The organism is Paenibacillus sp. FSL R7-0210 (assembly GCF_038009085.1).
Taxonomy (GTDB): Bacteria; Bacillota; Bacilli; order Paenibacillales; family Paenibacillaceae; genus Paenibacillus_AQ; species Paenibacillus_AQ silagei.
The window spans coordinates 138,897-165,004 of sequence record NZ_JBBPAR010000001.1; the positions used below are offsets into that span (position 1 = coordinate 138,897).

Annotated in this window: 23 protein-coding genes; 19 read left to right on the forward strand and 4 right to left on the reverse strand. The window is 54.8% G+C overall.

Translation table 11 applies throughout. The annotated features are described in order from the left end of the window. Positions 1 to 8 precede the first annotated feature (8 nt). Positions 9 to 1,712 carry a CPBP family intramembrane glutamic endopeptidase gene (locus tag MKY64_RS00665; protein ID WP_340950444.1) on the reverse strand — a complete coding sequence of 568 codons (1,704 nt, stop codon included), beginning with the start codon at positions 1,710 to 1,712 and terminating at the stop codon, positions 9 to 11. A 241-nt stretch (positions 1,713 to 1,953) separates the two neighbouring features. On the opposite strand from MKY64_RS00665, the gene MKY64_RS00670 reads away from it, so the two are divergent. From MKY64_RS00670 to MKY64_RS00700, 7 genes are all read left to right on the forward strand, one after another. Continuing rightward, positions 1,954 to 3,324: a TrkH family potassium uptake protein gene (locus MKY64_RS00670; protein ID WP_340950445.1), complete on the forward strand. Its 1,371-nt coding sequence runs from the start codon at positions 1,954 to 1,956 to the stop codon at positions 3,322 to 3,324. A 12-nt stretch (positions 3,325 to 3,336) separates the two neighbouring features. Further along, positions 3,337 to 4,005, forward strand: coding sequence for a potassium channel family protein (locus MKY64_RS00675; RefSeq protein ID WP_036721939.1), 669 nt, complete (start codon positions 3,337 to 3,339; stop codon positions 4,003 to 4,005). Positions 4,006 to 4,249: 244 nt separating this feature from the next. Then, positions 4,250 to 6,517 (forward strand): AraC family transcriptional regulator, encoded by a 2,268-nt coding sequence (locus MKY64_RS00680; protein ID WP_340950447.1) that lies wholly within the window; start codon positions 4,250 to 4,252, stop codon positions 6,515 to 6,517. 193 nt (positions 6,518 to 6,710) lie between these two features. Beyond that, a complete protein-coding gene (locus MKY64_RS00685; RefSeq protein ID WP_340950448.1) occupies positions 6,711 to 6,956 on the forward strand; it encodes a hypothetical protein in 246 nt (81 codons plus the stop codon). A gap of 491 nt (positions 6,957 to 7,447) precedes the next feature. Further along, positions 7,448 to 8,407, forward strand: coding sequence for an ABC transporter permease (locus MKY64_RS00690; protein ID WP_076082240.1), 960 nt, complete (start codon positions 7,448 to 7,450; stop codon positions 8,405 to 8,407). Between the two features lie 14 nt (positions 8,408 to 8,421). Next, positions 8,422 to 9,321: a carbohydrate ABC transporter permease gene (locus tag MKY64_RS00695; RefSeq protein ID WP_340950450.1), complete on the forward strand. Its 900-nt coding sequence runs from the start codon at positions 8,422 to 8,424 to the stop codon at positions 9,319 to 9,321. Between the two features lie 65 nt (positions 9,322 to 9,386). Continuing rightward, on the forward strand, positions 9,387 to 11,036 hold the full coding sequence (locus MKY64_RS00700; protein ID WP_340950451.1) for an ABC transporter substrate-binding protein: 1,650 nt from the start codon (positions 9,387 to 9,389) through the stop codon (positions 11,034 to 11,036). 115 nt (positions 11,037 to 11,151) lie between these two features. On the opposite strand, the gene MKY64_RS00705 is transcribed toward MKY64_RS00700, so the two are convergent. Then, positions 11,152 to 12,051: a LysR family transcriptional regulator gene (locus MKY64_RS00705; RefSeq protein ID WP_036701597.1), complete on the reverse strand. Its 900-nt coding sequence runs from the start codon at positions 12,049 to 12,051 to the stop codon at positions 11,152 to 11,154. 417 nt (positions 12,052 to 12,468) lie between these two features. On the opposite strand from MKY64_RS00705, the gene MKY64_RS00710 reads away from it, so the two are divergent. From MKY64_RS00710 to MKY64_RS00745, 8 genes are all read left to right on the forward strand, one after another. Beyond that, positions 12,469 to 13,134: a succinate dehydrogenase cytochrome b558 subunit gene (locus tag MKY64_RS00710; protein WP_209875953.1), complete on the forward strand. Its 666-nt coding sequence runs from the start codon at positions 12,469 to 12,471 to the stop codon at positions 13,132 to 13,134. A 42-nt stretch (positions 13,135 to 13,176) separates the two neighbouring features. Then, a complete protein-coding gene (sdhA, locus tag MKY64_RS00715; RefSeq protein WP_036701593.1) occupies positions 13,177 to 14,919 on the forward strand; it encodes a succinate dehydrogenase flavoprotein subunit in 1,743 nt (580 codons plus the stop codon). 38 nt (positions 14,920 to 14,957) lie between these two features. Further along, positions 14,958 to 15,722, forward strand: a complete 765-nt coding sequence (gene sdhB / locus MKY64_RS00720; RefSeq protein WP_036701591.1) for a succinate dehydrogenase iron-sulfur subunit — start codon at positions 14,958 to 14,960, stop codon at positions 15,720 to 15,722. A gap of 275 nt (positions 15,723 to 15,997) precedes the next feature. Next, positions 15,998 to 16,816: a DUF3891 family protein gene (locus MKY64_RS00725; protein ID WP_340950453.1), complete on the forward strand. Its 819-nt coding sequence runs from the start codon at positions 15,998 to 16,000 to the stop codon at positions 16,814 to 16,816. Between the two features lie 18 nt (positions 16,817 to 16,834). Then, positions 16,835 to 17,521 carry an ion channel gene (locus MKY64_RS00730; protein WP_340950454.1) on the forward strand — a complete coding sequence of 229 codons (687 nt, stop codon included), beginning with the start codon at positions 16,835 to 16,837 and terminating at the stop codon, positions 17,519 to 17,521. Positions 17,522 to 17,558: 37 nt separating this feature from the next. Further along, positions 17,559 to 18,491 (forward strand): metallophosphoesterase, encoded by a 933-nt coding sequence (locus MKY64_RS00735; RefSeq protein ID WP_076082256.1) that lies wholly within the window; start codon positions 17,559 to 17,561, stop codon positions 18,489 to 18,491. Positions 18,492 to 18,543: 52 nt separating this feature from the next. Further along, positions 18,544 to 19,086 (forward strand): GNAT family N-acetyltransferase, encoded by a 543-nt coding sequence (locus MKY64_RS00740; RefSeq protein WP_340950456.1) that lies wholly within the window; start codon positions 18,544 to 18,546, stop codon positions 19,084 to 19,086. Positions 19,087 to 19,420: 334 nt separating this feature from the next. Continuing rightward, positions 19,421 to 20,161: an NADPH-dependent oxidoreductase gene (locus MKY64_RS00745; RefSeq protein WP_340957992.1), complete on the forward strand. Its 741-nt coding sequence runs from the start codon at positions 19,421 to 19,423 to the stop codon at positions 20,159 to 20,161. A 126-nt stretch (positions 20,162 to 20,287) separates the two neighbouring features. On the opposite strand, the gene MKY64_RS00750 is transcribed toward MKY64_RS00745, so the two are convergent. Both MKY64_RS00750 and MKY64_RS00755 read right to left on the reverse strand, forming a co-directional pair. Further along, positions 20,288 to 21,097, reverse strand: a complete 810-nt coding sequence (locus MKY64_RS00750) for a histidinol-phosphatase (RefSeq protein ID WP_340950457.1) — start codon at positions 21,095 to 21,097, stop codon at positions 20,288 to 20,290. A gap of 45 nt (positions 21,098 to 21,142) precedes the next feature. Continuing rightward, positions 21,143 to 22,045, reverse strand: coding sequence for a LysR family transcriptional regulator (locus MKY64_RS00755; protein WP_036701586.1), 903 nt, complete (start codon positions 22,043 to 22,045; stop codon positions 21,143 to 21,145). Between the two features lie 386 nt (positions 22,046 to 22,431). Here MKY64_RS00755 and MKY64_RS00760 point away from each other — a divergent pair, with 386 nt between their 5' ends. From MKY64_RS00760 to MKY64_RS00775, 4 genes are all read left to right on the forward strand, one after another. Continuing rightward, the gene (locus MKY64_RS00760; protein WP_036727095.1) at positions 22,432 to 22,887 is read left to right on the forward strand and encodes a chemotaxis protein CheX; all 456 of its coding nucleotides are present in this window, start codon (positions 22,432 to 22,434) and stop codon (positions 22,885 to 22,887) included. A gap of 28 nt (positions 22,888 to 22,915) precedes the next feature. Further along, positions 22,916 to 23,692, forward strand: a complete 777-nt coding sequence (locus MKY64_RS00765; RefSeq protein ID WP_340950459.1) for an SDR family NAD(P)-dependent oxidoreductase — start codon at positions 22,916 to 22,918, stop codon at positions 23,690 to 23,692. A gap of 185 nt (positions 23,693 to 23,877) precedes the next feature. Continuing rightward, positions 23,878 to 25,365, forward strand: a complete 1,488-nt coding sequence (locus MKY64_RS00770) for a DEAD/DEAH box helicase (RefSeq protein ID WP_340950460.1) — start codon at positions 23,878 to 23,880, stop codon at positions 25,363 to 25,365. After that, positions 25,362 to 26,108 carry an ABC transporter ATP-binding protein gene (locus MKY64_RS00775; protein WP_036701580.1) on the forward strand — a complete coding sequence of 249 codons (747 nt, stop codon included), beginning with the start codon at positions 25,362 to 25,364 and terminating at the stop codon, positions 26,106 to 26,108. The genes MKY64_RS00770 and MKY64_RS00775 overlap by 4 nt, the downstream gene beginning before the upstream one ends.

A 26,108-nucleotide genomic window follows, 5' to 3' on the forward strand; every position in this document is an offset into this window, starting at 1 on the left:
GCTGGTGTTTATGGAGTAGAGAAAGGTTCTACCGGCTTCGGCTCCCGTGGAGGATTGAAGCGGTATACCAGATAACCGACGATGAACGGCAGGATGATGGTCACGATGCCTGCCCCTACATTCACCTTATCCTGCATGAAGATCAGCGTAGCCCCCATCAGGATGCTGTCGAATACCACATGGCTGAACATCACCGCGATGAACCCGTACCGGATGAAAATATAACTGAACAGGAGGCCGATGACCGTCAGCTCAATCGGCCGTGAGATGACGGGATAGATCGGGTAGAGCGTATGTCCGAGTGCCCAGATCAAGGTCGTGATCAGTGAAGCGATGAGCGTATTCTTAACCAGCTTCTTCAGCATTCGGATCCCGAACAGGCGGTAGACCGCCTCTTCCGAGAGCCCGGCCAGCCAGGCTACAATCGGCAGCAGCCAGGCATATTTCATATTGTAAGGCGACTGGCTGGCGTCAGTGGTGGACCAGTTATCCAGCGTATAGGACAGAATAATGAACATGACGGTCTGTACGCCAAGCAAGATGAAGGCCCAGATATAACCAGCCTGAATACTCTTCAGTACATAGTGGCCGTAGCCGGGCTCGGAGGCCCGGGGCCAAGGATTCAGCTTCTCCTCAGAGCGCCACAAGCCGTCCCCTCCAACAAGGGAGAAGTAGAGCAGAAGCGACATCAGCAGACTGTACAGAACGTAGATGATGAACATGACTACGGCTGTAACTCTTGCCTCAGCGCTGCCGCTGCCGGATTCGGACACCACATTGTAGCTGCTGACCATCATGATCAGGAAATGGACGGAGCTCAGGAAAATTCCGCGCTTCCAGGAAGTATGCTTCCTGCGCAGAATGCCGTAGATCATCGCCAGGATACCGAGCAGCAGGGTAGGCAGGCCGTAGCCGAACAAGGTGAGCTTCTTGGCAAGCGAGGTCTGCCCGTCCACATAAGTATCATGCCAGGCGGGAGCCGAGAATCCGGCACGGAAGTACGAGACCTCGCCGTTCAGATAATTGAATTGGTACTTAAGCGGTAATTCACCTATGGTGACGGAGTTGTCGGAATAGACAAGCCCGTATCCATCAAGGTTAGCCTCAATCTTCAGCTTGGCAGGATTGGCCCCCCATAGCTTCAGCCAGGGAAGGGCGAGCCTCTCTTTTGCCTCCAGGCTCAGATCCGGTATGCTGCTTACAGGATTGGCTGTACTTGTACGTTTGGTTGCCGCTGTGGGCCGCTCCCCGTAACTCAGCCCGGACGCAGCGTCGGCATCGGCGCCAACAGCAAAAGCCACAGGCTCGCCGGTATACATATTGAGATCGACTGCCAGCCTGGCTGCCGCCTCTCCGGACGTATAGAGTACCGCATGGTACACATCGAACGGATAACGCTGGTCCAGCTTATTCTTGGAATAGTCCGGAAGCAGCTTCTCACGGGACATATAGCCGTAGAAGGAAGAGTCCGTCTTGTACAGGATCACCCATTCATCTCCGGCTGCGGCTTCATAGCCGAGCTGCCCGGCAGCGAATGCGGCGGCCTTCTCCCGGATTTCGCTTTTGCTGAGAATGGCTGTATCCCCGTCTGAACTGGAGAGGAGCTGTGGAGCGATCTGGAACATGACAAATAGAATGAGTCCTAGAATTCCGGCTAGGATAAGTTTGGTAGTAAGGGGCCGCTGATGCAGGGGCTGGCCGACGGGATTCATGGAACGCCTCCTTGAAATAAAATGCTCTCATCCATCCATTATAGTATTACATGCCGGGCAGGTACAAAGAAATGCCTTATTATCCTTTTACGTGAAGAAGTCCCGGCTTATGCTTAAAGGCTTGTTATTTTTGTCCCCATGTCAAAATGAGTCTTTGTGAAGTTAGGCAATAACGTATATAATTTTGTATGCTTATCTGATACTGATTGATTCGTAACTTCTAATAAGGAACCCTGAAAGGATGAGAAGTTTGGCGTTACCGTCTTCCAAGATCACCGGCTTCCGATTCCTGAAGCTGGCTCCTCCGCAAATCCTGGTGCTGAGCTTTGCTGCGGTCATCCTCATCGGCACGTTGCTGCTTATGCTTCCGGTATCCAGCGTACCCGGTCAGCCGCTCCGCTTCATGGACGCGCTGTTCACAGCCACCTCTGCCGCCTGTGTGACCGGACTGGCTGTAGTGGATACCGGTACCCATCTTACGGGCTTCGGACAAGCGGTCATTCTGGTGCTGATCCAGATTGGCGGGCTCGGGTTCATGACGATGGCCACGCTGTTTGCGCTGGTGTTCAGGCGCAGAATATCACTGCGTGACCGGCTAATTCTTCAGGAAGCCATGAATCAGAGCTCGATGGAAGGGATTGTGCGGCTGATTCGCAAGGTGCTGCTCTATTCCCTGGTCATTGAAGCTGCGGGAGCGCTTCTCCTGTCCATCCGCTGGGCGGTGGATATGCCGTTTGGCCGCGCGGTCTACTACGGGGTGTTCCACGCGGTGTCGATGTTCAATAACGCCGGATTCGATCTGTTCGGCGGGCATGATCATAGCTTAATTAGCTATGTCGGAGACCCGGTCATTAACCTGGTCGTTATGTTCCTGATCATCTCCGGGGGAATCGGCTTCATCGTAATCTCCGATCTGGCCGACTTCCGCCGCACCCGGCGGCTGTCGCTGCACAGCAAGGTGGTGCTGTCGATGACAGCCGGACTGATTGTGACCGGAATGGTGGTCATCTTCATCTTCGAGTTCACCAATTCGCGGACCCTGGGACCGCTGAATCTCGGGAGCAAGCTATGGGCCTCCCTGTTTCAATCGGTGGCACCGCGTACGGCAGGGGCCAACACACTGGATATCACGGGACTGCGTCAGGCCACTCAGTTCTTCATCGTGATCCTGATGTTCATCGGCGCTTCCCCGGGCTCTACCGGCGGCGGCATTAAGACCACAACCTTCACGCTGATGATCGGAGCTGTAATCTCCATGCTGCGCGGCCGCGAAGACATCGTGCTCTTCCGTTACCGGCTGGCTCAGGAGCGCGTGTTCAAGGCACTGACCATTACGCTGCTGGCGCTGCTGCTGATCGTTACGGTATCGATGATGCTCTCGACTACAGAGGGGCTGCCTTATCTGATGATTCTGTTCGAGACAATCTCAGCGTTTGCCAATGTCGGACTGAGTCTGGGACTGACCCTGGAGCTGACGCAGGTCGGCAAGATTCTGATCTGCCTGACCATGTTCGCCGGACGGCTGGGACTGCTGACGCTGGCGTATGCGCTCGGTCCGAGACAGGGTAAACCATTATATAAATATCCGGAAGGCAAAATGATAATTGGATAGGGGAATCAAGTCATGAAACCACAGCAGTTTGTTGTAATCGGCCTGGGCCGCTTCGGCTCAAGTCTGGCGCTGGAGCTGATGTCCATGGGCTACGAGGTGCTTGGCATTGACCATCAGGAGGAGCGGGTGGAGGAGATGACCGGACGGCTGACCCATGCAGTCATGGCAGATGCTACGGATGAAGGGATTATGCGCTCCCTCGGGGTGCGTAATTTCGACTGCGGCATTGTGGCGATCGGCGATAATATGGAGCGGAGTATTCTGGCTGCGATTCTGCTGAAGGAGCTGGGCGTCAAGCAGGTGGTCGGCAAAGCCATCTCCATTCTGCATGGCCGCGCGCTGTCGAAGCTGGGGGTAGACCGGGTGATTTTCCCGGAGCGGGATATGGGTATCCGTGTGGCTCATCAGCTGGTGACGCCGAATCTGCTCGATTATATCGAGATCTCCAAGGATTACAAGGTCGTTGAGCTGACGGTGCCCGCTTGCATGAACGGCAAAAGCCTCTCCGAGCTGAACACCCGTGCCAAATACGGCTGCAGCATCATTGCCCTGAACCGCGAGGATGGCATCATCGTGGCCCCGACTGCGCATGATCATGTGCATCAGGGAGACATCATGGTGGTGATCGGCTCCAACGACAGCATCGAGGAGTTTGAGGATGAAGCGGTGAATGCGGAGTAAGGATTTCCTGCCAGCTAGCCTATCCCGATAAAAGAAAGCTAAAAACGCCCGGATGGCAAGGCATCCAGGCGTTTTTGCTGTTTCGGCGTAAGCCTGCAGCCGCACATCAGAATGCCTGACACCAGCCTGTAACATGCCGCGTCGGGGTTGAAAAATTTTCCTATACACATATGTAAAATGTATCCTGAAATGATAAAATAAAATATTGTAAGCGGTAACATAGAAATCCTTAGGGGGATACGTGATGAAAAAAACACCGATGATCCTGCAGCTGGCGTTGATTCTATTCTGCATTATGGCTATTCCTACAGCAGTCCTGACCTGGTACAGCGGTTCGCAGATTATACAGAACTCTGAAGCGGCTATCGGGGAATCCACGCTGGCCGGGCTTAATGCCAACCGCAGGCTGAACGAGAACGCGCTGGCTAATCTGGCCCAGGATACGTCGCGTCTGGCGGCGACGAATATTTTTGACCGTATCCGCAGCTTCGAGACCTACGATGAGATTAACGCCAACTATAACAATGTAAGTCTGGCGTTGTCTGTCACCAAGGAATTGCTGAACCTGAACCGCCGGGTGGACGGTGTGTACTCTTCATTCTTTGTCCTGGAGGATTCGGATTATGTCTTCTCCACCGACAGCAGCATCACGACGCTTGCCCGCTATGAGCCTATCGGATGGATCACAGAAGCGCTTAAGGGGCGCAGGGGGATCAGCGGGGTATGGGTGCCCCGTAAGCTTCCGTCGGGCGAGAACGTGGTGTCTTATGTGTACCCCCTCAACCGCCTGTCCACCACCACCAGGGGAGTGATTGTCGTCAACATGAAGGAGAGCCAGATCGGCAAATATCTGCATGCTACCGAGGTGGGTGACAGCAACTACCTGCTGCTGGATGCTGCGGGTACGGTGATCTCCTTCAATGACCGGTCCATGCTGCTCTCCGACAGCCGTAAGCTGCCCTTCTTACAGGAGATTCTGAATCAGGAAGCCAGTGAAGGCTACACCTTCCGCAAGCTGGAGGGCAAACGGACGGTGTATGCCTGGAGCCGTTCCTCCTTGTCCGGGTGGTGGAATGTAAGCTGGAGCTCCATGGATGAGCTAATGACCAAATCCAGGGAGATGCAGGGGAATATTATTCTGCTGACGGGGGCGATCATTGTACTGGGGACGCTGCTGGCCATCTTCCTGGCCACTTGGCTGTCCAGGCCCCTGAGGCAACTGGTGCAGACGATGCGCTCGAAGATGGATCTGGGCGTAGTGAACAAGAATGAGCTGGCCTTCCTGGATCTGGCCTTCAAACGGATGCAGGAGGAGGAAGAGAGCCTGTTCCAGCTGCTGCAGGAGCGTGAACAGGATACCCGCAGTCTGGCCGTGCACCGTCTGCTGCGCGGTGAGATTCCGCCGCGGATCACGGAGGTTTTTCCACATGCCTGTTACAGAGTGGTGGTGGTCTCCATCGACCAATATAGAAGATACGTGGGCCATACCAATGGGGAGACGCGCAGTTATCACCGGTATTTGCTGAGTGCCAAGTATGAGAATGTTTTCCCTGAGGGGCTGGTGGCCCGCTGTGTCTACCATAATGAGGGCTGTACAGTGATTGTACTGAACTTTGCTCCGGAGGAGGGGGAGGCGCATAGTACTCTGATTCATCAGGCGCTGGAGGAGATCCGCGATCAGTCTCTTGAGCTGCTGGAGCATTCGGTCACGATTGGGGTGAGTGAGCGGACGGATGCTCCGGAGAGGGTGGCGCTGCGGCTGTTCGAAGCGATGGAGGTGATTAAGCGTAGGATGATCAAGGGGGCCGGAAGCATCATGTACTGGCATGACGGGGAGGATAACAGCCGCAAGTATGTTGACTCTGAGAGCAGCGAGCGGCGAATTCTGAATTTCCTGGATGCCGGCGACCTGGTGGGAATCTTCAAGGAGCTGCAGAGCATCCGCAGCCAGATCTCCGCAGAGGATAATATCTCCTACGATAATATTATGTTCATCTATCATCAGCTGATGGGCGCGACGATCAAGCATCTCCGGGAGAACCACCTCGGAACCGGAAGGATGATTATGGGCCGGGGCAACGTGTATTCGATTCTCGCCGCGATGGATACGCTGGATGAGCTGGAGGAGTACCTGTATGATTTCTACTGTGAGATTGTACAGAGCCTGGATCGCAGCACCCATGAGACCAATTATGCGCAGCGGATCATGGATTACCTGAAGCAGCACTACCGCGAAGAGATTGTCTTCGAGGACATGGCCAAGCAGATTGGCATCAGCTACTCCTACATGCGTAAGCTTGTCTATGAGCAGACCGGCAGCAGCATGATTGATTTCGTCAATCAGCTAAGGATCGAGCAGGCGAAGGAGCTGCTGCTGGATTCGGGGCTGACAATCAAGCAGATTGCCGCAGAGGTCGGTTACGCCAATGTGCAGAGCTTCAACCGCTTTTTCCGCAAGTATGAAGGCATGCCGCCAAGCGGCTACAAGTCAGCTAAGAGTAAGAGTTCCTAAAAGCTCATAGATGGTGATAAAAGACCATAAAAGCTCATAGAAACCCGTAGAAACCATTAGAAACCCATCCCCGGCGGACCGGTATCTCGTTTCAAGGATCTTGGTTTTTCGGCTTGTCGGTGGAAAGTGGGCAGGCGGTGGAAATGAGAGGGATAAATCCCTCTAATGGTGCTGAAAGTGGGTGGATGCGGAAATGAGAGGGATAAATCCCTCTAATGGAGCCGAAAGTGTGCTGGATGCGGAAATGAAAGGGATAAATCCCTCTGATGGAGCCGAAAGTGGACGGGAGGTGGAAATGAGAGGGATAAATACTTCTAATGGAGCCGAAAGTGGGCTGGATGCGGAAATGAAAGGGATAAATCCCACTAATAGTGCTGAAAGTGAGCGGATGAGAAGCATAAGTGCCCCTGAATTTCAGAAAAGTTGGCCAACTGAGTAAATGAAGAGCACAAGTGCCCCTGAGTTCGTGGAAAGTAGGAGTGTACAAATCTATATTAGTCAAAAGCGGGCGGGGTGAGCAACAGTAGCTCCCTAATCATTCCTGATAGCTCTCATAGCTCCCTAATCGCCCCCTGTTAGCTCTCATCTCTCCCTAATTGCTCCCTCATCGTTTCCAAATAGCTCCTCACCGTTCTACGATCCATCCCCAATCCCCCCTGGCCCCATCCCTCGCCATGCCTTTCTATCCGACTTGTACCTGCTCCCCTCCCAATTGAAAGCGCTTTATTAATTTTGGGAATGCCTATCAGTTTTGATTATTCTCTTGCGGCTGAGGCCAGGAGTGCCGGGCGGCAATCAATTGGCAATCAATTGTGATAGGTGATCATCAATACTCATGATATTCAAGACCCGGCAAAGGCGGTAGCATAGGAGCCAGGCCGGAGAATAATAGCCGGAAGCCGGCAAGAGAATTCAAGGCAGGAGGTGAATATGTTGAAAGCTGCAAGCGCTTCACAAACGGATCACAGTCCATTATTAAGAAGGAAACAGGGGTTCAGCTATTATTTACAGCGGGATTGGCAGCTCTATCTGCTGGTGATGCTTCCGCTGGCTTTTGTCATCGTATTCAAATATTTGCCCATGACCGGACTTGTAATCGCCTTCAAGGACTATAAGATCGCCAGAGGCTTCTGGGGTAGTGAATGGGCCGGACTGCAGGTCTTCCAGGACCTGTTCGCCAAGCCTGATTTCATCCGGGCCGTCCGCAACACCCTGCTGCTGAACGTGCTCGACCTGTGCTTCAGCTTCACGATGCCGATTGTGCTGGCTCTGCTGCTGAACGAGATCAAGAGTGTACGGTTCAAAAGAATCAATCAGACGGTGCTCTATTTGCCCCACTTCCTGTCCTGGGTCATTATCGGAGCCATCGCCTATCAGCTCCTCAGTGAGGGGGGCGGCGTTGTCAATAACCTCATAGAACTGATGGGAGGCACCCGGATTCCGTTCCTGCAGCAGGATACGAATTGGCTCATTAGCTATCTCGTGATCGGGGTCTGGCAGAGCATGGGCTGGGGCACGATTATCTATCTGGCGGCGATGAGCGGGATCAACCCTGAGATGTATGAAGCGGCTACGGTGGACGGGGCAGGCCGCTGGAGAAAGGTATGGAATATCACCCTTCCATCGATCCGGGCAACGATTGTGACGCTCTTGATTATGGCGCTGGGCAAAGTAATGGACGGCTCCTTCGAGCGTATCTATGCGCTGCAGAATAAGGCCACCACGGAGTTCACCACCACCATACCGGTCCTGGTGTACCGCTGGGGGATTGAGAGCGGTAATTTCAGCCGGGCGACCGCCATCGGATTATTCCAGTCCGTCATCGGGATTATTCTGGTCATTTCCGCGGACCGCGTAGCCAAGAAGCTTGGCGAGGATGGGATTTTGTAGAAAGGAGAGGAACCATGAAAGCCATAGCCGGAGGCACTGCCGCACCCCATAAAGCACGTATCGATATCTGGGAAACGCTGATCCGCCTCGTCATTATTATCATCTCGCTATTCTGCCTGCTGCCATTCATTCATGTCGTATCGAAATCGCTGAGCTCTGACTCCTTCGTCATTGCCAACAAGGTCTTTCTGTGGCCGCAGGGCTTCACCATTGAAGCGTATAACAAAATCTTCGCGGATGCCAGTATCCTCCGTTCCCTGTACATCTCGGTCATCGTGACTGTGCTGTTCACCATTCTGGGCATGATCCTGACCATCTGCGCCGCCTATCCGCTGTCCAGAACCCAGTTCAAGGGCCGCAGGGTGATCACCTTCATCTTCCTGTTCACCATGTATTTCAGCGGAGGCATTATCCCCGACTATATGAACATCAATAATCTGGGGCTGATGGATACCATCTGGTCGCTGGTGCTGCCGCTCTCCTTCAGTGCCTTCAATCTGCTGATTATGAAAACCTCGCTGACCAGCGGCATTCCCGTCAGTCTGGAGGAATCTGCGCGGATCGACGGTGCCGGGCATTTCCGGATTCTGTTCAGCATTGTGCTGCCGTTATCTAAGCCGATTATGGCGACACTCGCTCTCTTCTATGCGGTGGGACGCTGGAATGCTTATCAGGACGCATTGTTCTATATCAAGCATGAGACCTCGCTCCGGCCGCTTCAGCTCAAGCTGTATTATCTGGTCATTCAGGCAAGTGAAAGCTTCCAGCTGGAGGCCAGCCAGGTGCAGCTCAGCAATCCCGAAGTTCTGAAGGCGTCAGTCGTTGTATTCGCTACCTTGCCTATCCTCTGTGTGTATCCGTTCGTCCAGAAATACTTCGTTCAAGGTGTTATGCTCGGAGCCGTCAAGGAGTAATCCTGCGTCCCTGGTATATAGTCATTCTTTGGAATTACGAAAATTCAAAAAATGGGGGAATTGCGATGAGTAAAAGAAGCGTGTATTCGTTAATGATGGCATCCGTCATGACGGCCGGCCTGCTGGCCGGGTGCTCCGGTGGAAATAACACCAAGGATACAGCCGAATCCAGCAATAAGCCGGCCGAGACAGCCGCTGCTACGAACCAGGCCGAAGGGGCCTATCCTGATTATTCCAAGGGCTTCGAGAAAAAAGTCTCGCTCGACATTCCGGTCTATGAGCGTGCCTATGAAGGTTGGAACGTGTCCGATAACTACTATACCCGCTGGGTGCAGGCGGAGTTCGGCGACAAATATAATATAGAGGTTAACTATGTGCCAATTACCCGCTCCAAGGAAGTAACGGATTTCGAACAGCTGCTGGCTTCGCACAAGGCTCCGGATATTATTTTCCACTATGATATGCCGCAAGCGCTTACTTATTATGGTGAGGATGTGATGCAGCCGCTCGACTATGCAGAGATCCAGAATTATGCGCCGACCTACTGGAAGAACTTGGGTGAGACAATTGAACAGTATGGTACCGTGGACGATCAGAAGACCTTCTTCTTCGCTGCCCGCCCTGAAGCCGACAACTTCGTCAACATTATCCGCAAGGACTGGGTGGAAAAGGTAGGCATGAAGGTTGAGGATCTGACCTCGCTGGAGAAGTATAACGAGATGCTGGCCAAATGGAAGGAAGCCGGACTCGGGGTAAGCGGCGGCAATCTGCAGCAGAATTTCTTCAACTTCAACTATCCGTTCCGTAAATGGCCGGTGGATGCGAAATATCGTGCGCTGTATTCCGATCTCAGTGTGGCCGATCTGACTACGGAGGAGACTGAGGCTTACCTGCGGAACCTCAATTATCAGTATAACAATGGCCTGATTGATAAGGAATTCTATCTGCGCAACGATGAACCGAAGATTAAGGCTGAATTCGTGGCAGGTAAAACCGGCAACTTCGGCTTCTATCTGGCGAACAACACTGATGTCTTTGCGGCTACGCTGCAGAATAACCCGGATGCCGAATTTGCGGTGGTGCCTCCGTATGCGGGAGTTCCGGAAGGCAACAAGCCTCAGGGACGCGCTTACTGGCCGTTCGGCTTCATTATGGGAATTAACTATGAATCCACGCCGGAAGAACGCGCAGCCGTGTGGATGTATCTGGAATGGCTCAGCCAGCCGGAGAACCTGTTCAAGTTCCAGAACGGGATCGAAGGGGAGAACTATACGCTTGACGCAGACGGCATTGCGCTGAAGAACCCGGATTATAAGGGCGAAGCGGTGCTGGCACAGAACAATAACAAGGACTATTGGGGTCTGGTGACAGAAATTGCCCAGTACCCGGATGAAGCCAAGACCCGCAAGGCCAACCTGCGCAACTGGGCACCGGCCGGTTATGAGCCGCTGGCGGATGATCTGGTGAAGTATTATGACGAGGTTGCCGAATTCCGTACACCGGATGCCCTGTTCAATGTGGTGCTGGAGAAGGTGAACGAATACAAGGCGGATCTGAATACGCTGTTCCAGGAGCTGTACGTGAAGGTGGTGCTCGCTCCGGAGGCTGAATTCGATGCTACTTATGAAGCGGCCAAGAAGACGTACCTGGAGGCAGGCTACCAGGAGATTCTCGATGAGAAGCAGGCGGCAATTGATGCAGGCAAGTTCCGTTAATCTTGTGTAAGTCTGGCTTAGTATAGCAAAAAAAATTACCCGGCAGTATCCTCACCCGGCAGGCCGATCCGTAGCATTACGGAGGCTTGCCGGGTGATTGCTGTGTTCCCCGCCGCTACTCGCGGCTGTTCAGGAAGACATCCTCCGTCACCTGCACCAGGCAGCGCGCTGCCGTGCTGAGTCCGCCGCTGCTCTGGTAGATGAGGCAAGTGGTCCGCTGCGTCTGCTCCAGCTCCTTGATGTGCAGGGAGACCAGCCCCCCGCCGTTCAGCAGCTCCGGACGCAGATACGAATTCGGCAGCAGGGCCGCAGCTTTGATGGTGGGCAGCAGACGGACGATGGCCTCGAAGGAGTCGATCTCCATCCGTACATCGGGATCAACCCCGCAGCGCTGGAACAGATCATCTGTCGTCCGGCGGTACCAGGTTCCCTTGGAGAAAAGGATCATCGGCAGCCGGGAGAGATGCTCCATGGTGAGCCGCGGCGTCAGGGTCAGCGGATGCTGCTCGGAGACGACCAGCCGGAGCTGGTCCTCGAACAGCGGGATGCAGCGCAGCCCCGGCTCCTGGACCTGGGAGGCGATGATGGCCACATCGCATTTGCCTTCGCTGACAGCGGTAACCATCTCATGGGTTTTCCCGGTGATGAGCTTCAGCTCGGCTGCCGGATATTTCTCTGTGTATGCTTTTACCAGGGGAGGCAGGGTTGTCTGCAGCGTGGTCAGGCTGGCGCCTAAGGTCACGAGCTGCGGCTCGCCTTCCTTGAACTTCGATAACGCTTCCAGGAACTTGGAACGCTGCTGCCGCTGCTCCAGCGCATAGGTGTAGGTAAGGCGGCCTACCTCTGTAAGCTCCAGGCGCTTGCCGAAGCGGTTGAACAGGGCGACGCCGAGCCGCTCCTCCAGCTTGGAGATTTTGCGGGAGAGGGCCGGCTGGGACAGGTTGAGCTGGCGCGAGGCCCGATTCAGGCTGGAATGCTCCACCACCGCAGCAAAAGCATCTAAATCATCATACATTTCATAGTGCTCCTCTCTCTCCCAAATTCCCATTCAACTGTGATAAAAAGTATAGCAGATGAGCAGAGTTGCCCCTGATGCGCAGGAAGACAAGTCTGGATTGTATGTTATTAATGAAGATAAATGAGAATTATTATCATATTAAAAATATTCTTATGCAATTATAGTATAACGATTAATAATTAGATTGCAATTCCCTTATAAGCGAAAAAAGAGTAACATGAAAAGTGACACAGGATATTCACATATTGTGAATTATTCAGCAAAGTCCGGGAAAACAATGGATAGTGGTGCAAACAGACTATTAGCCGGTAAATCAAGCCTGCCGCTGCCCTGTTTCAACTGTACTCCCGGCGGTGTATGCTCTTTAAAAAGACTTGTGAAAACGCTGTTTTATATGGAAAGGGGACACTTTGCATGAGAGGATTTTATTCCAGAAAGATTCATTCCTTGCTCGGCGTTATCCCGCTCGGGGCATTCTTCCTTGAGCACATGCTGACGAACTTCGCAGCAGTAGAGGGTGGCGCTTCTGGCTTTACAGACAGTGTGCTGTGGCTGAACAGCCTGCCGCTTGTCTTCTTCCTGGAATTGTTCGGCATCTGGCTGCCGCTGCTGTACCATGGAGTCTACGGCCTGTACATCGCGTACCAGTCGAAGCCGAACCTGAACCGCTACAATCTTGAGCGCAACTGGCGTTATACGCTGCAGCGGATTACCGGAGTCGTCACCTTCATCTTCATTGTCTGGCATCTGTGGGACACCCGCGTCCAGGTAGCGCTCGGCAAGGTGGAGCATGATCAGCTTGGCGGAGTGATGCATAACATTGTGACCCAGCCGCTGCTGATGACTCTCTATATTGTCGGAATCGTGGCTGCCTGCTTCCACTTCTCCAACGGTCTATGGTCGTTCCTGATCAGCTGGGGAATCACGGTGGGGCCGCGTTCGCAGAGAGTATCGTCCGTACTTTGCCTAGGTATTTTCGTTATCGTTACTTTCATGTTCGTCCTGTCGCTGGTTACCTTCCGTAACGATGAATTCCAAACGGCAGCCGTGGCGATGCAGTCGCTGCGCAGCTTTATTTAGTAATAGAAGAGAGAACTATTAACTTGTAGGAGGGGAACAATCATGGCATCAGCCGATATCATCATCGTGGGCGGCGGTCTGGCCGGCCTGATGGCTACCATTAAGGCCGCTGAATCCGGCGCGCATGTACATCTATTCTCACTGGTCCCTGTCAAAAGATCACATTCCGTCTGCGCTCAAGGCGGCATCAATGGCGCCGTGAATACCAAGGGCGAGGGCGACTCGCCCTGGGAGCATTTCGACGATACCGTCTACGGCGGCGACTTCCTGGCCAACCAGCCTCCGGTGAAGGCCATGTGCGAAGCGGCACCGGGCATTATTCACCTGATGGACCGGATGGGCGTAATGTTCAACCGTACCCCAGAGGGGCTGCTCGACTTCCGCCGGTTCGGCGGAACGAAGCGCCACCGCACAGCCTTTGCCGGGGCGACTACCGGCCAGCAGCTATTGTATGCGCTGGATGAGCAGGTGCGCCGCTGGGAAGCGGAAGGCTTGGTGACCAAGAGCGAGAACTGGGAATTCCTCTCGGTGATTCTGGATGATGAGCGGGTCTGCCGCGGCATCAGCGCCCAGAATCTGAAGACGATGGAGATTCAGACCTTCCCGGCGGACGCGGTCATTCTGGCCAGCGGCGGTCCGGGAATTATTTTCGGCAAAACCACGAATTCGGTCATCAACACAGGAACCGCCGCAAGCGCCGTGTATCAACAGGGTGTGCATTATGCGAACGGGGAATTTATTCAGATTCACCCGACGGCGATTCCCGGCGATGACAAGCTGCGGCTCATGTCGGAATCGGCGCGCGGTGAAGGCGGACGGATCTGGACCTATAAGGACGGTAAACCGTGGTACTTCCTTGAAGAGAAATATCCTTCGTACGGTAACCTGGTGCCGCGCGATATTGCTACCCGTGAGATTTTCAATGTGTGTGTGGATCAGGGGCTGGGCATTAACGGCGAGAACATGGTCTACCTGGATCTGTCGCATAAGGACCCGAAGGAGCTTGACGTCAAGCTGGGCGGCATTATTGAGATCTACGAGAAGTTCATGGGGGATGATCCCCGCAAGATTCCGATGAAAATCTTCCCGGCTGTGCATTATTCGATGGGCGGCATGTGGGTCGACTATAATCAAATGACGAATATTCCCGGCTTGTTCGCGGCAGGGGAATGTGAATATCAATACCACGGGGCCAACCGTCTGGGCGCGAATTCCCTGGTCTCTGCCATTTATGGCGGGATGGTCTCTGGTCCGAAGGCTGTGGAATACATCAAGGGCCTTAAGAAATCAGTGCAGGATATCTCCTCGACGGTGTTCGATAGCTTCCACAAGACGCAGACCGATAAATATGAGTCTCTCCTGGGGATGACTGGTACAGAGAATGCTTACGTGATCCATAAGGAGCTTGGCGAATGGATGACGGCGAACATGACCGTGGTGCGTGAGAACAAGAAGCTGGAAGCGACCATCGGCAAAATCAAAGAACTGAAGGAACGCTACAAGAATATCAATATGAGCGACACTTCGCGCTGGAGCAACCAGGGCGTGGCCTTCACCCGCCAGCTGTGGAACATGCTGGAGCTATCGGAGGCGATGACGCTTGGAGCCCTCCTGCGCAATGAGAGCCGGGGCGCACATTACAAGCCGGAATTCCCGACGCGCAATGATGAGGAATTCCTCAAGACCACCAAAGCCGCTTGGACAGCAGACGGTCCGCAGATCTCCTACGAGGAAGTCGATGTATCGCTGATTCCTCCGCGCGTACGGGATTACTCGAAGGACTGACAGGTTAGACTAACCAAACTTTCTAGGAGGTAACTGACATGGCGGAAACAGCAGCAGCTCCCAAAAATGTGAAATTTATTATTACCCGCCAGGATGAACCGGAGACCAGCCCCTATACGGAGGAGTTCGAGCTTGCCTACCGTCCGGGGATGAACGTGATCAGCGCGCTGATGGAGATTCAGCGTAATCCGGTGAACGCGAAAGGCGATAATACAGTTCCTGTATGCTGGGAATCCAACTGTCTGGAGGAGGTCTGCGGCGCCTGCTCCATGGTCATCAACGGCAAACCCCGTCAGGCCTGCGCAGCGCTCATCGACAATCTGGAGCAGCCGGTGCGCATTGAGCCGATGAAGACCTTCCCGGTCGTCCGCGACCTGGTGATTGACCGCAGCCGGATGTTCAATGCCCTGAAGCGGGTCAAGGCCTGGATTCCGATTGACGGCACGTATGATCTCGGTCCGGGACCGCGCATGCCGGAGAAGAAGCGCCAGTGGGCCTATGAGCTGTCCAAATGCATGACCTGCGGCGTCTGCCTGGAGGCCTGCCCGAATGTCAACGAGAAGACCGATTTCATCGGGCCGGCAGCCATCTCGCAGGTGCGGCTGTTCAACGCTCACCCGACAGGTGAGATGAACGCTGAAGAGCGCCTGGATGCGCTCATGGAAGACGGCGGGATCGACGGCTGCGGCAACTCGCAGAACTGTGTGCGGGCCTGCCCGAAGGGCATTCCGCTCACGACCTCCATTGCCGAGATCAACAAGCAGACGACGAAGCATATGTTCAAGCGCTGGCTGGGTGTCTGAGGCAATGTAGCCCATTTCTCTATAATCAGAATTGTAGCAGGCCATTCAGGTGTCAATCCTGGGTGGCCTGTTTGGCTGCGTCTGGCATAGTAACAGGTCAAGGATGTTTCTGGCCGGCTGGAAAAAGGGTACATGTGTAGACAGCCTGTAATGAGAAGCCTGTAGCTGCATAGAATAGCCATACGTCCACAGGTTCCGATAAATATAGGTGAATATGTTATAATCTACATAGCTGAAGATAACCGTCTGACAGCGGATAACGGGGAGGAATGACTGTGATTTGCCGTGAACAGGATGGAACGCTTGTAATGACGAAGCAGCATGAGCACGGTCTGCTGGCTGGAGAATTTGCTAAGTGGTTCAAGGAAGAGCATACGCCCGCGGAAGGCCGCCGGGCTGAGGTACTGTGGGCAGTAAGTAACCATGACCGGGGCTGGATTGATCTGGATGAGACACCGTTCTGGAATGATGCGGAGGGGCTGCCTTACAGCTTCCTCGATTTCCCGGTTGTGCCGAAGCTGACCTTTTATAGACGGGGAATCGATGAGGTGGAAGCGGAGACGCCATACGGGGCGCTGCTGTGCAGCTCGCATTTTGAACGGCTGATTGAGGTGTCGGGTGAGGAATGCCCGGAGCTGACGCAATATCTGGAGGATGAAGCGGACCGACGTGCCCGTATCCACCGGGCGCTGGAGCAGAGCAAACCGCTTGAAGAAGGCGAGCTGTATTATGACGCCAGACTGCTGCAATTCTGCGATGATCTGTCGCTGTTCCTGGCGCTTAGTAGGCCGGGCAGCGCCGAATCCGAGAAGCACCCCTGGTTCGCAGACGGCTTCTCCGGCAGTGAGGAGTTCAGCTTCACCTCCGGCCGTGCCATTGAGGCGGAGTGGCAGGACAGTGCTACGCTGACCCTGACCCCGTTCCCGTTCACACAGGAGGTTGAAGTGAGCTTCAAGCAGCGGCGGGTCAGCCGCAAGGACATTCAGGCTAAGGGTATTGCCCTTGCCTACCGCGAGGCTCCTGAGGAAGAATGCCGGATCAGAGTCATAAGCGGACCGGATAAGGACCTTCCCGGCGGGAAGCCGGGAGCATAGAACAGGAGCGTAAAAGCCATGGCATGGTGGATCTGGGCTTTTAATATCATTGTCATTGTATTCCTGGTAGTGAGGTTTGCCCGGTTGAAGCTGAACTGGATGGGCAGAGGCGTGTTGCTTGCTCCTATTCTGATCTATGCGCTGATCTCGGTGGAGGATCTGCTGAACCTGATCGATCTGGGGACGATTGTGCCCGGCAACCGGGGACTGCGCGGACTGATTCTGTTTTTTGTCCTGGCCTCAGTCCTGTTTTATATTCTGTTTATTTTCCATGAAATCAGGGATTCCAACAATAAGGAAGTCAGAATGCAGCAGACGCTGGTCCGGATCAGCATCGCTGCGTTCACCTGCATTCTTTTTTTTACAGTCGTATATACATCGATATATAAGCTGTTTGGACAGTCCTCGTTCCAGGGAGAAGGCTTGGGCCAGGATCTGCTTAGCCAGTTGATTACGTTCCTCTATTTCAGCGTGGCTACTTTTACGACCGTCGGTTACGGAGATATAGCTCCCATAGACAATACCTCAAGGCTGGTTGTAGTTATGCAGATCTGCTTCAGCTTCATTACGGTCGCCTATGCGCTGTCCATGCTGGGCTTGTTCCGCAAGATTCTTGGGGTAAATACCACGGAGGAAGAGATTGAGGCGGCCATTGAAGTAGATATTGATGACAAAGTGGATGAAGCCGTAGCGGATCGGCAATAACCCGATTAGAATTCAAGACAGAGAGGAGAATCTCCCTATGAAAAAATCGTTCGGAGGCTCTCCCGAGCGTACAGTTCCTGCTGCTGCCGATGGCGCGGGAACAGGCCCCCCGAAGCCGGAAGGCCGAAGCGGCCGCAAGATGACCCGCCGCCAGTTCCTGGCCCGGGGAGCAGGAGCGGTGGTAGGGGCGGGTCTCCTCGCCGGCGGCTATGCCTGGCAGGGGGAGCCGAACTGGTTAGAGGTGACCCGCCGGGAGCTGCCGCTTGCGGAGCTGCCGTCCGCGTTCGCCGGGACCCGGCTGGTCCATTTCAGCGATGTGCATCTGGGCTTCAACAAGGATGCGAAGGATCTGGCCCGGCTGACGAAGCATATCAAGGAAGAGCAGCCGGATCTGATCTGCTTCACCGGGGATATCGTAGACAGCTATGCCGAGGATCTGACCGACTCAGTCCCCCTGCTGGCAGAGCTACAGGCTCCGCTTGGGAAGTATGCCATCCTCGGGAATCATGATTACAAGAATACGGAGTTGCTGACCCGTCTGCTGACGGAGGCCGGATTCCGCGTCCTGCGGAACGAGTCTTATCTGATCAAGCAAGGCGGAGCGACGATTGCCGTAGCAGGACTGGATGACATGCTGCACGGCAAGCCGGACCCGGAGGCAGCCATCCGGGATATTCCTGACGGCATCTTCACGGTGCTGCTGATGCATGAGCCGGATTACGCCGATGTGGCGGAAGCGTACCCGTTTCACCTTCAGCTCTCGGGGCATAGCCACGGCGGTCAGATTCGCCTGCCGCTGGTCGGCGCGCCGTTCACGCCCTACGGATCTCAGAAATACATAGACGGCTTGTATTATACAGAGAATAAGGCCATGCCAGTGTATGTGAACAGGGGTTTCGGCGAGACATTGATGCCGCTGCGCTTCCTGTGCCGCCCGGAGCTTACCGTGCTGACTCTGCGCCGGGGGTAGCCGGACTGCAAGAGAGGGACGCGATAGGCGGGAGAAGAAGAGGGAGAAGTTCATGAGCACTTATGAGATGATCATGGGGATGTCACTGCAAGGTTCTAAGGTAGAACTGAAGAATATGGCGTCCGGCGACGGAGCGCTGCTGAAGTCGCTGCTCTCCCACCCTGAGGTGCAGCCGCATATTCAGCTGCGCCATGGATCGACTTCCCGGCAGGGTGTGCTGGATAAGCTGGTGAACCGGATGCTGCACGGCTATGATCCCGGCGCGCTGCATGCAGGAATCTATATGTTAGGCCAGCCGGAGCTGATCGGTTCAGTCTCCCTGCAGAACTGGAACCGGCAGGAGGGCCAGGCGGTGCTGGGCTATATGCTGAATCCGTTATGGTGGGGTCGCGGGTATGCAACCGAGGCACTGGGATTGCTGCTGGCCTACGGTTTCAGGGAACTCGGCCTGAGGAAGGTCGAGGGGCGCTGCCGTGGGGATAATTACCGGTCCGCTCAGGTCATGCTGAGGAACGGCCTGACCCTGGAGCGGACCCTGCCGATGGCGGACGGCTCGGGCGACGTAATGAAAGTCTTCACATTGTTACACAATTGAAATAATGCCGTTATCAAACTCTAACAGTCAGCGGTTAAACTAAGTACATGACCCCCTTTTGAAAATATAACTGCTGTTGGGACCCGATGATTCGGGTCCATTTTTTTTGGCCGTGTGCGGGCCTGGGCCCCCGATGAGAGGAATAAATCCCTTGGGATCGGCCGGAAGTCGGCTCAACGAGCGAATGAGGAGCATTAGTACACCTAGATTTGCAGCCACCATACTTGTGGTATCAAACATTGTGTGCTGGCAGTCTCCGAGTGGATTGGGCTATGATAGTGTAGAGGGTACATGGACAAGTATAGATGGGGGAGGAAATGAACCTTTGAATGATGTGATTAGATTACTTATGAACCACCGTTCATTCCGTAACTACAGCGGGCAGGCGGTGGAGCCTTGGAAGCTGAAGACGATTATTGAGGCAGCCCAGGCGGCACCGTCGTGGGTGAATGGCCAGCAAGTATCGATGATTGCGGTACGCAGCGAGGAACGCAGGCAGCAGCTGTCGGCGCTAAGCGGTAACCAGAAGCATGTGGCGGAAGCACCGGTATTCCTGGTGTTCTGCATGGACTTTCACCGGGCCAAGCTTGCGGCGGAGCTGGAAGGCCAGCCGTTCGAAACGGCTGCGGATATAGACGCGCTGCTCGTTGGGGCTACGGATGTCGGCATTGCACTATCGAACGCAGTAGCTGCTGCCGAGTCGCTGGGGTTGGGGATTATCCCGATTGGGGGCGTACGCCGTAACACGGCAGGGGTGATTGAACTGCTGCAGCTGCCAGCGTATGTATTCCCGGTGGTCGGACTCTGCATCGGCTATCCGGCGGGAGAACAGCCGAAGGGTTCACGCCTGCCTATAGCAGCTGTGTATCATGAAGAGGTCTATAACCCGGATCAGCAACACTTGATCGAAGAATATAATGAGACTCACCGGGAGCTGCTCAAGTCCCAGGGGCTGACGGAGCGGAGCTGGACCAGTATGATTGCCCGCTTCTACGCTCTGAATCCGCAGTATGGGGACTCGCAGCGTACGCTGAAGCAGCAGGGCTTCACCTGTGAGAATCTGAATAAGGAATAAGCACAGTATTAGGTGTACAGCGCAAAAAAGCACCACAGCAGCAGGCAGCGTGACGGGGAGTGTCCCGTTACGCTGCCTGTTTGCGCGGTGCTGGTTGTACGCGGAGAATTCCCGCCCACTTACTGCCTACAATGCGACCTTAACCTTCTCGCGCCGCTTGTAATAGACCCAATATTCGAATCCAATCTCCTTCAGCCGTGCAGCCACCTGATTGCGCTGGTCGGCAACACGGGCAGGGAGATGGGCATCGGAGCCGAAGCTGACCTCCACGCCGAAGTGCAGGGCCCGCTCCAGAATCTCATCGGAAGGGTACCAGCCGCCGCACAGCTTGGTGCCGCCGGAGGTGTTGATCTCGATGGCCGGGCCGCATTCGCCTATTACGCGCAAGGCTTCGTCAATCTCCTTGGGGGCAGCGATCTCGGAGAAAGGCGGATAGTTCCCCTTCATGGCATCGATGTGGCCGAGAATCTGGAAGATGCCGCTGCGTGCGGATTCGGCAATCAGCCGGTAGTACTCGCTTTTGGAGGCAAGCCTTTGCGCGGGGGCAAGCCCCTTCCAGCGGCCCTGGTTGAAGATACTGACTTCCTCAACATGATGCACGGAGCCGATTATATAATCGAACGGGTATGCGGCGTAGGTCTTGCGGTACAGCTCCGCATGCTCCGGGAAAAAGTCGGATTCCATGCCGAGCAGAACATCAATGCGGCCTTCGTATTCTTTTTGCAGCGACAATACTTCCTCTACATAGTGGACCAGCTCGGACTTGGCCATAGCAATGCGCGGAAAAGCCTGCTCGGACGGGCTTCCGAAGTAAGGCGAATGATCGGAAATACCGATGACATCCAGCTCCGCCGCTATTGCGGCTTCAATATAATCCCGGATCGTGCCGTCAGCATGGCCGCAGCGGAAATGATGGGTATGCAGGTCGAACTTCATAATCGGAACATCTCCTTAGGCCAATATGGCGAAATAGGGTGCAGGTTACTCTGAGCCGATGAACTGGGTCTCGGGCATTCCCTTAAGGTCGCTCAGGAACTGTCTCATCGCAGAGTTGACATACTTGCCCGACTTGGTAATGACACCTACAGGATGGGTAACCTCAAGCTCGATGATCGGGACGATCCGCAGGGTTCCGCTTCTGACCTCGGCAGTGACAGACTGCTTGGAGATGACCGCCGCTCCCAGATCAAGCTCGACCATCCGCTTCACTTCCTCACTGCTGGTCAGCTCCATAATCACCAGCGGCTGAATACCGTGCCTCGCCAGTACCTCATCGACAAATTTCCGGCCGACCGTATCCGGTGAGAGCAGGATGAGCGGGATGGTGCCCAGTGCCTCGATCCCGGCTGTTTTGACCTGGGCCAGCGGATGGCGGGGCGAAACCACCAGTTCAAAAGTATCATAATACAGGACCGAGGTCGTCATTCCCGGATTGCGGCCGATCAGATAGCCGATGCCTACATCCACAATCCCGTTCTCGACTTGCTGGTAGATCTGGGAGGAGGACATGGATGAGATCGAGGTTTTGATATGAGGGAACTGATCCTGGAAGTAGGAGAGCACCCTGGGGAGAATCTGGATGGCGATGGAGGTGGTCGTACCGAGAATAATATGCCCTTGGGGATTCTCTTCGAGATCGGCAAGGCGCTGCTTAAGCTCATCTACGATTCCGACAATCTGTTCCGCGTGGGCGAGGAAGACCTTGCCCCTGTCCGTCAGCGTCACCGGCTGGTTCCGGTCAACAAGCTGCGTTTTGAACTCTTCCTCCAGGCTTTTGATCTGGGCCGAGACCGCCGGCTGCGTCAGGTTGAGCAGCTCTCCCGCCTTGCGGAAGCTCATGGTTTTGGAGATGGTGATCAATGTTTCGAGCTGGCTGATATTCATGGACTGTCCCCCTTATGGCTACCGGATGGTGCCGCCGTATATTTGTACAAACAGGGAAAGCCGCAGCTTTCCGGAGGGCGTATGCGCACATGCCGGCTTCCAGAATTAGAGTCTGCAAGCCGCGGATTCTGACAAAGCAGATAGGTACAAGGGTCGCTGTGAGTGCTGCACTCGGAGGGTGTGACGCCGCAGATCTTACGTTTATTGATTAAATTATAGGAGATTCCTCCCGGGAGGGCAATGTTGCGCTCCAAACTATCTTCAGAAATCATTCGACAAGACCATTAATTTTTGGTGAATAATGCCGATATATGAAGTATAATAAATTTTATTGCTTAGGACTTTTGGTATATGACTAAAGACTGGTCGAGGGGGACAGCACTTTCATGAAAGCAGAAGTAATCAATCCGTTTTTAGAGTCTGCGCGCATTGTAATTGAACAGGTGATCCAAGTCTCGCCGTCCACCGGTATGCTGGGGATTAAGGATATTGAACTGATCGATAATCATATATGGATCCAAGTAGGAATGACAGGTCAGCTCAGCGGGAATATTATCTTCGGGATTGCCGAACCGGTAGCACTTAAGATGGTGTCGGCCATGATGGGCGGTTATGTGATAACAGAGATGGATGAGATGGGCCAGAGCGCCATTTCCGAGCTGGGCAATATGATCAGCGGCAATGCCAGTACTATTCTTTCCAATCAAGGGGTGTCGGTAGACATTACCCCGCCGAAGCTGATGAAGTCCGAGGGTATGTCCATCCTGCCGCGCAAAGCATTGAGTATTCCTCTTTTGATGGAAGGCATCGGGGAGCTTGATATTCAGGTTATGATCTCTTAGGCAAATAATCGGGAGTTGAACCTATTCCATGGCAGTACAAGGCAAGATTGTGGTGATTACAGGAGCTTCCAGCGGGATTGGAGCGCTTACGGCACAGATGCTCAGCGAGCGTGGGGCGGTTCCCGTTCTGCTGGCCAGGTCCAGGGACAAGCTGCAGGCTGTTGCGGCGGGTATTCAGGGGGAGCATGGGCTGTTCGTCTGTGATGTGACCGATGAAACGGCAGTTAAGCATACCTTTGCGGAGATCCTGGAGCAATACGGCAGAATTGACATTCTGCTCAATAATGCCGGTTACGGCAAGTTTGCGGCTTTTACAGAGATGGAGTCTGAAGAGTTCGCCGACATGATGGATGTTAACTATATGGGAATTGTGCGCTGCACCAAGGCTGTCGTTCCTCATATGCTTACACGCGGCAGCGGTCAGATCGTGAATGTGGCTTCCATGGCCGGCAAAATCGGAACCGCACGCTCAGTGTCCTACACGGCCACCAAGCATGCCGTTCTCGGCTTCACCAATGCGCTCCGCCAGGAGCTTCGCAAGAGCGGTATTATTGTCTCGGCTGTGAACCCTGGACCTATCGCCACCGAATTCTTCAAGACCGCCGACCCTTCAGGCAATTATGAAAGAAGCGTAAGCCGGATCATGATGACGCCGCAGCATGTGTCCGCGAAGATCGTCAAGCTGATGGACAAGCGCAAAGAGGAAGTGGATCTGCCCGGTCTGGCAGGCTTCGGCATCCGGCTCTATGGCCTGTTTCCGCGGCTGGCAGACAAGCTGACCTATAACCTGATGAACAGAAAATGACCAGAGAAGTATAGTTCATAGTTACCGTCTGTGGCGTGAACGGCTTGTCCCCCTTTGGTATACAGGATGGTATGACCGTGTTAAATACGGCCCCAACTTAGATTTTATGGCCTTCCATTTGGTGGAGAGGCCTTTTTGGCATATAATGAACATATTATCTTAAGTGAAAAGGATGAAACCCTATTATGAATAAACCTTCTTTTGCGGCTATCGGCATCCAGGAAGACCTTGCTGCCCGATTGTCTGAATTCGGCATCACTGAACCATCCCCTGTACAGGAGCAGACGATCCCGCTTCTGCTGGAAGGAAGAGATGTTCTGGCCGCATCCCAGACAGGAACAGGCAAGACACTGGCTTATCTGCTGCCGCTGCTGCAAGGGATTAACCCGGACTCGAAATCGGTGCAAAAGCTGGTGCTGGCCCCAACCCAGGAGCTGGCGATGCAAATTCTCCGTGAAGCGGAGCGCTACGGGGCACACCGGGGCATCCGGGCCATGGGGCTGATCGGCGGGGCGGCGATCAAGCGCCAGATTGACAAGCTGCGGGAGCATCCGCATCTGGTGGTAGGCACCCCGGGACGCATACGTGAGCTGATCGGGCTGCGCAAGCTCAAGATGCACGAGGTGAGCACGATTATTCTCGATGAGGCAGATCAGATGTTCCAGCTTAGCGGTGCAGGCGAAGTGACGAAGATCGTCAGCAGTGCGCTGCGTACGCGGCAGCTGGTCATGCTGTCAGCCACCATTGGACCGGAGACCCGTCTGCTGGCAAACCGGGAAATGAAGAATCCGGCGGAGGTGGGCATTGATCCGGAGATGATGACCGCAGCGAGCCTGGAGCATCACTATGTGGTGTGCGAGGAGCGGAACAAGATCGATATGCTGCGCCGGGTCATCCGCCACTACAAGCCGGACCGGGCCATTGTGTTCGTGAACGCTACGGAAGACATCGCTGAAGTGACTGCGAAGCTGAACCATCTGGGGCTTCCGGCTGCTGCGCTCTATGGAGATGCTGACAAGGTGACGCGCGCAAACGTGCTGACCCGCTTCCGGGACGGCAAGCTCAAGGTGCTGGTCGCCAGTGACGTAGCGGCACGGGGCCTGGACATTGAGAATCTGACGCTTGTCGTCAGCTTCGATCCGGCCTTTGACTCCGAGCACTATGTCCACCGTGCCGGACGTACCGGGCGCATGGGCAAACGCGGCTTATCCGTAACGATCGTTACGGAGCAGCAGACGTTCATCATGCGCAAATTCGCCCGCGAGCTGGATATCCAGCTGGACGAGCGGGCCATGGCGTTTGGGAAGGCGCTGGCGGAAGGCGAGCGCAGTGATTTAGGCGGCGGGGGCGGGAACGCCCGCCGCGAAGGGGCTGAACCGCGCGGCGGCATTGCAGCGCGCACCGGCAAGCCGCAGGTGCGGACCTCGGCGGCTGGAACAGCAGCCGGAGGGACGGGCGGCGACGCGCCGGCAGGCCAGCCGGGCGCAGCGGCTGGCGGCAGTGGCGTTACGGCGCGGCGCGAGCAGCACCGGCCGGGAGTGAGCGCCGGCACGCGCAGCGCGGCGGGGCCCGGGGGCAAGGCCCGCAGCCAGGCGGAGCGGGAGCAGAACCGCAAGAATAAGGGAGCCCCGAAATGGCTCAAGAACAAAACCCCGAGAGGTGACGGTCAATGAATACAGCTCCCGTATTGGAAATTACGGGCCTCAGCGGAGGCTACAGCCTGAACAAGCCGGTGCTGCATGACATCGGCCTGCAGGTGCAGCCCGGTGAGATGGTTGGGTTAATCGGACTGAACGGTGCGGGCAAAAGCACCACCATGAAGCATATCCTGGGGCTGATGTCCCCGCATAAGGGTGAGATTACGGTACAAGGGAAGACGCGCAGCAGCGATCCCGAGAGCTACCACAGTGCGTTGTCCTTCGTGCCGGAGTCCCCTCTGCTCTATGAGGAAATGACGGTTCGTGAGCATGTGGAATTCACTGCCAGAGCGTATGGCGTGGAACGCAGTGATTATGAATCACGCACCAGCCAGCTGGCTGCACTCTTCAATATGGAGGACAAGATGGATACCTTGTCCTCCCATCTGTCCAAAGGTATGAAGCAGAAGGTGATGATTATGTGCGCGTTCGTAGCGCGCCCGGCCCTGTATGTCATCGACGAGCCGTTCCTCGGCCTTGACCCGCTGGGTATCCGCTCCCTGCTGGATTTCATGCTGGACCTGAAGAAGTCCGGAGCTTCAATTCTGCTCAGCTCGCATATCCTCTCCACGATCGAGAACTATTGTGACCGGTTCATTGTGCTGCACGGCGGTAAGGTGATCGCGGAGGGAACCCTCGCCGAGATGACCGCGAAGGCCGGGCGGCAGGGCTTGAATTTGGAGCAGCTGTTCTACGAGCTGGTTCAGGGAGGGAAATGA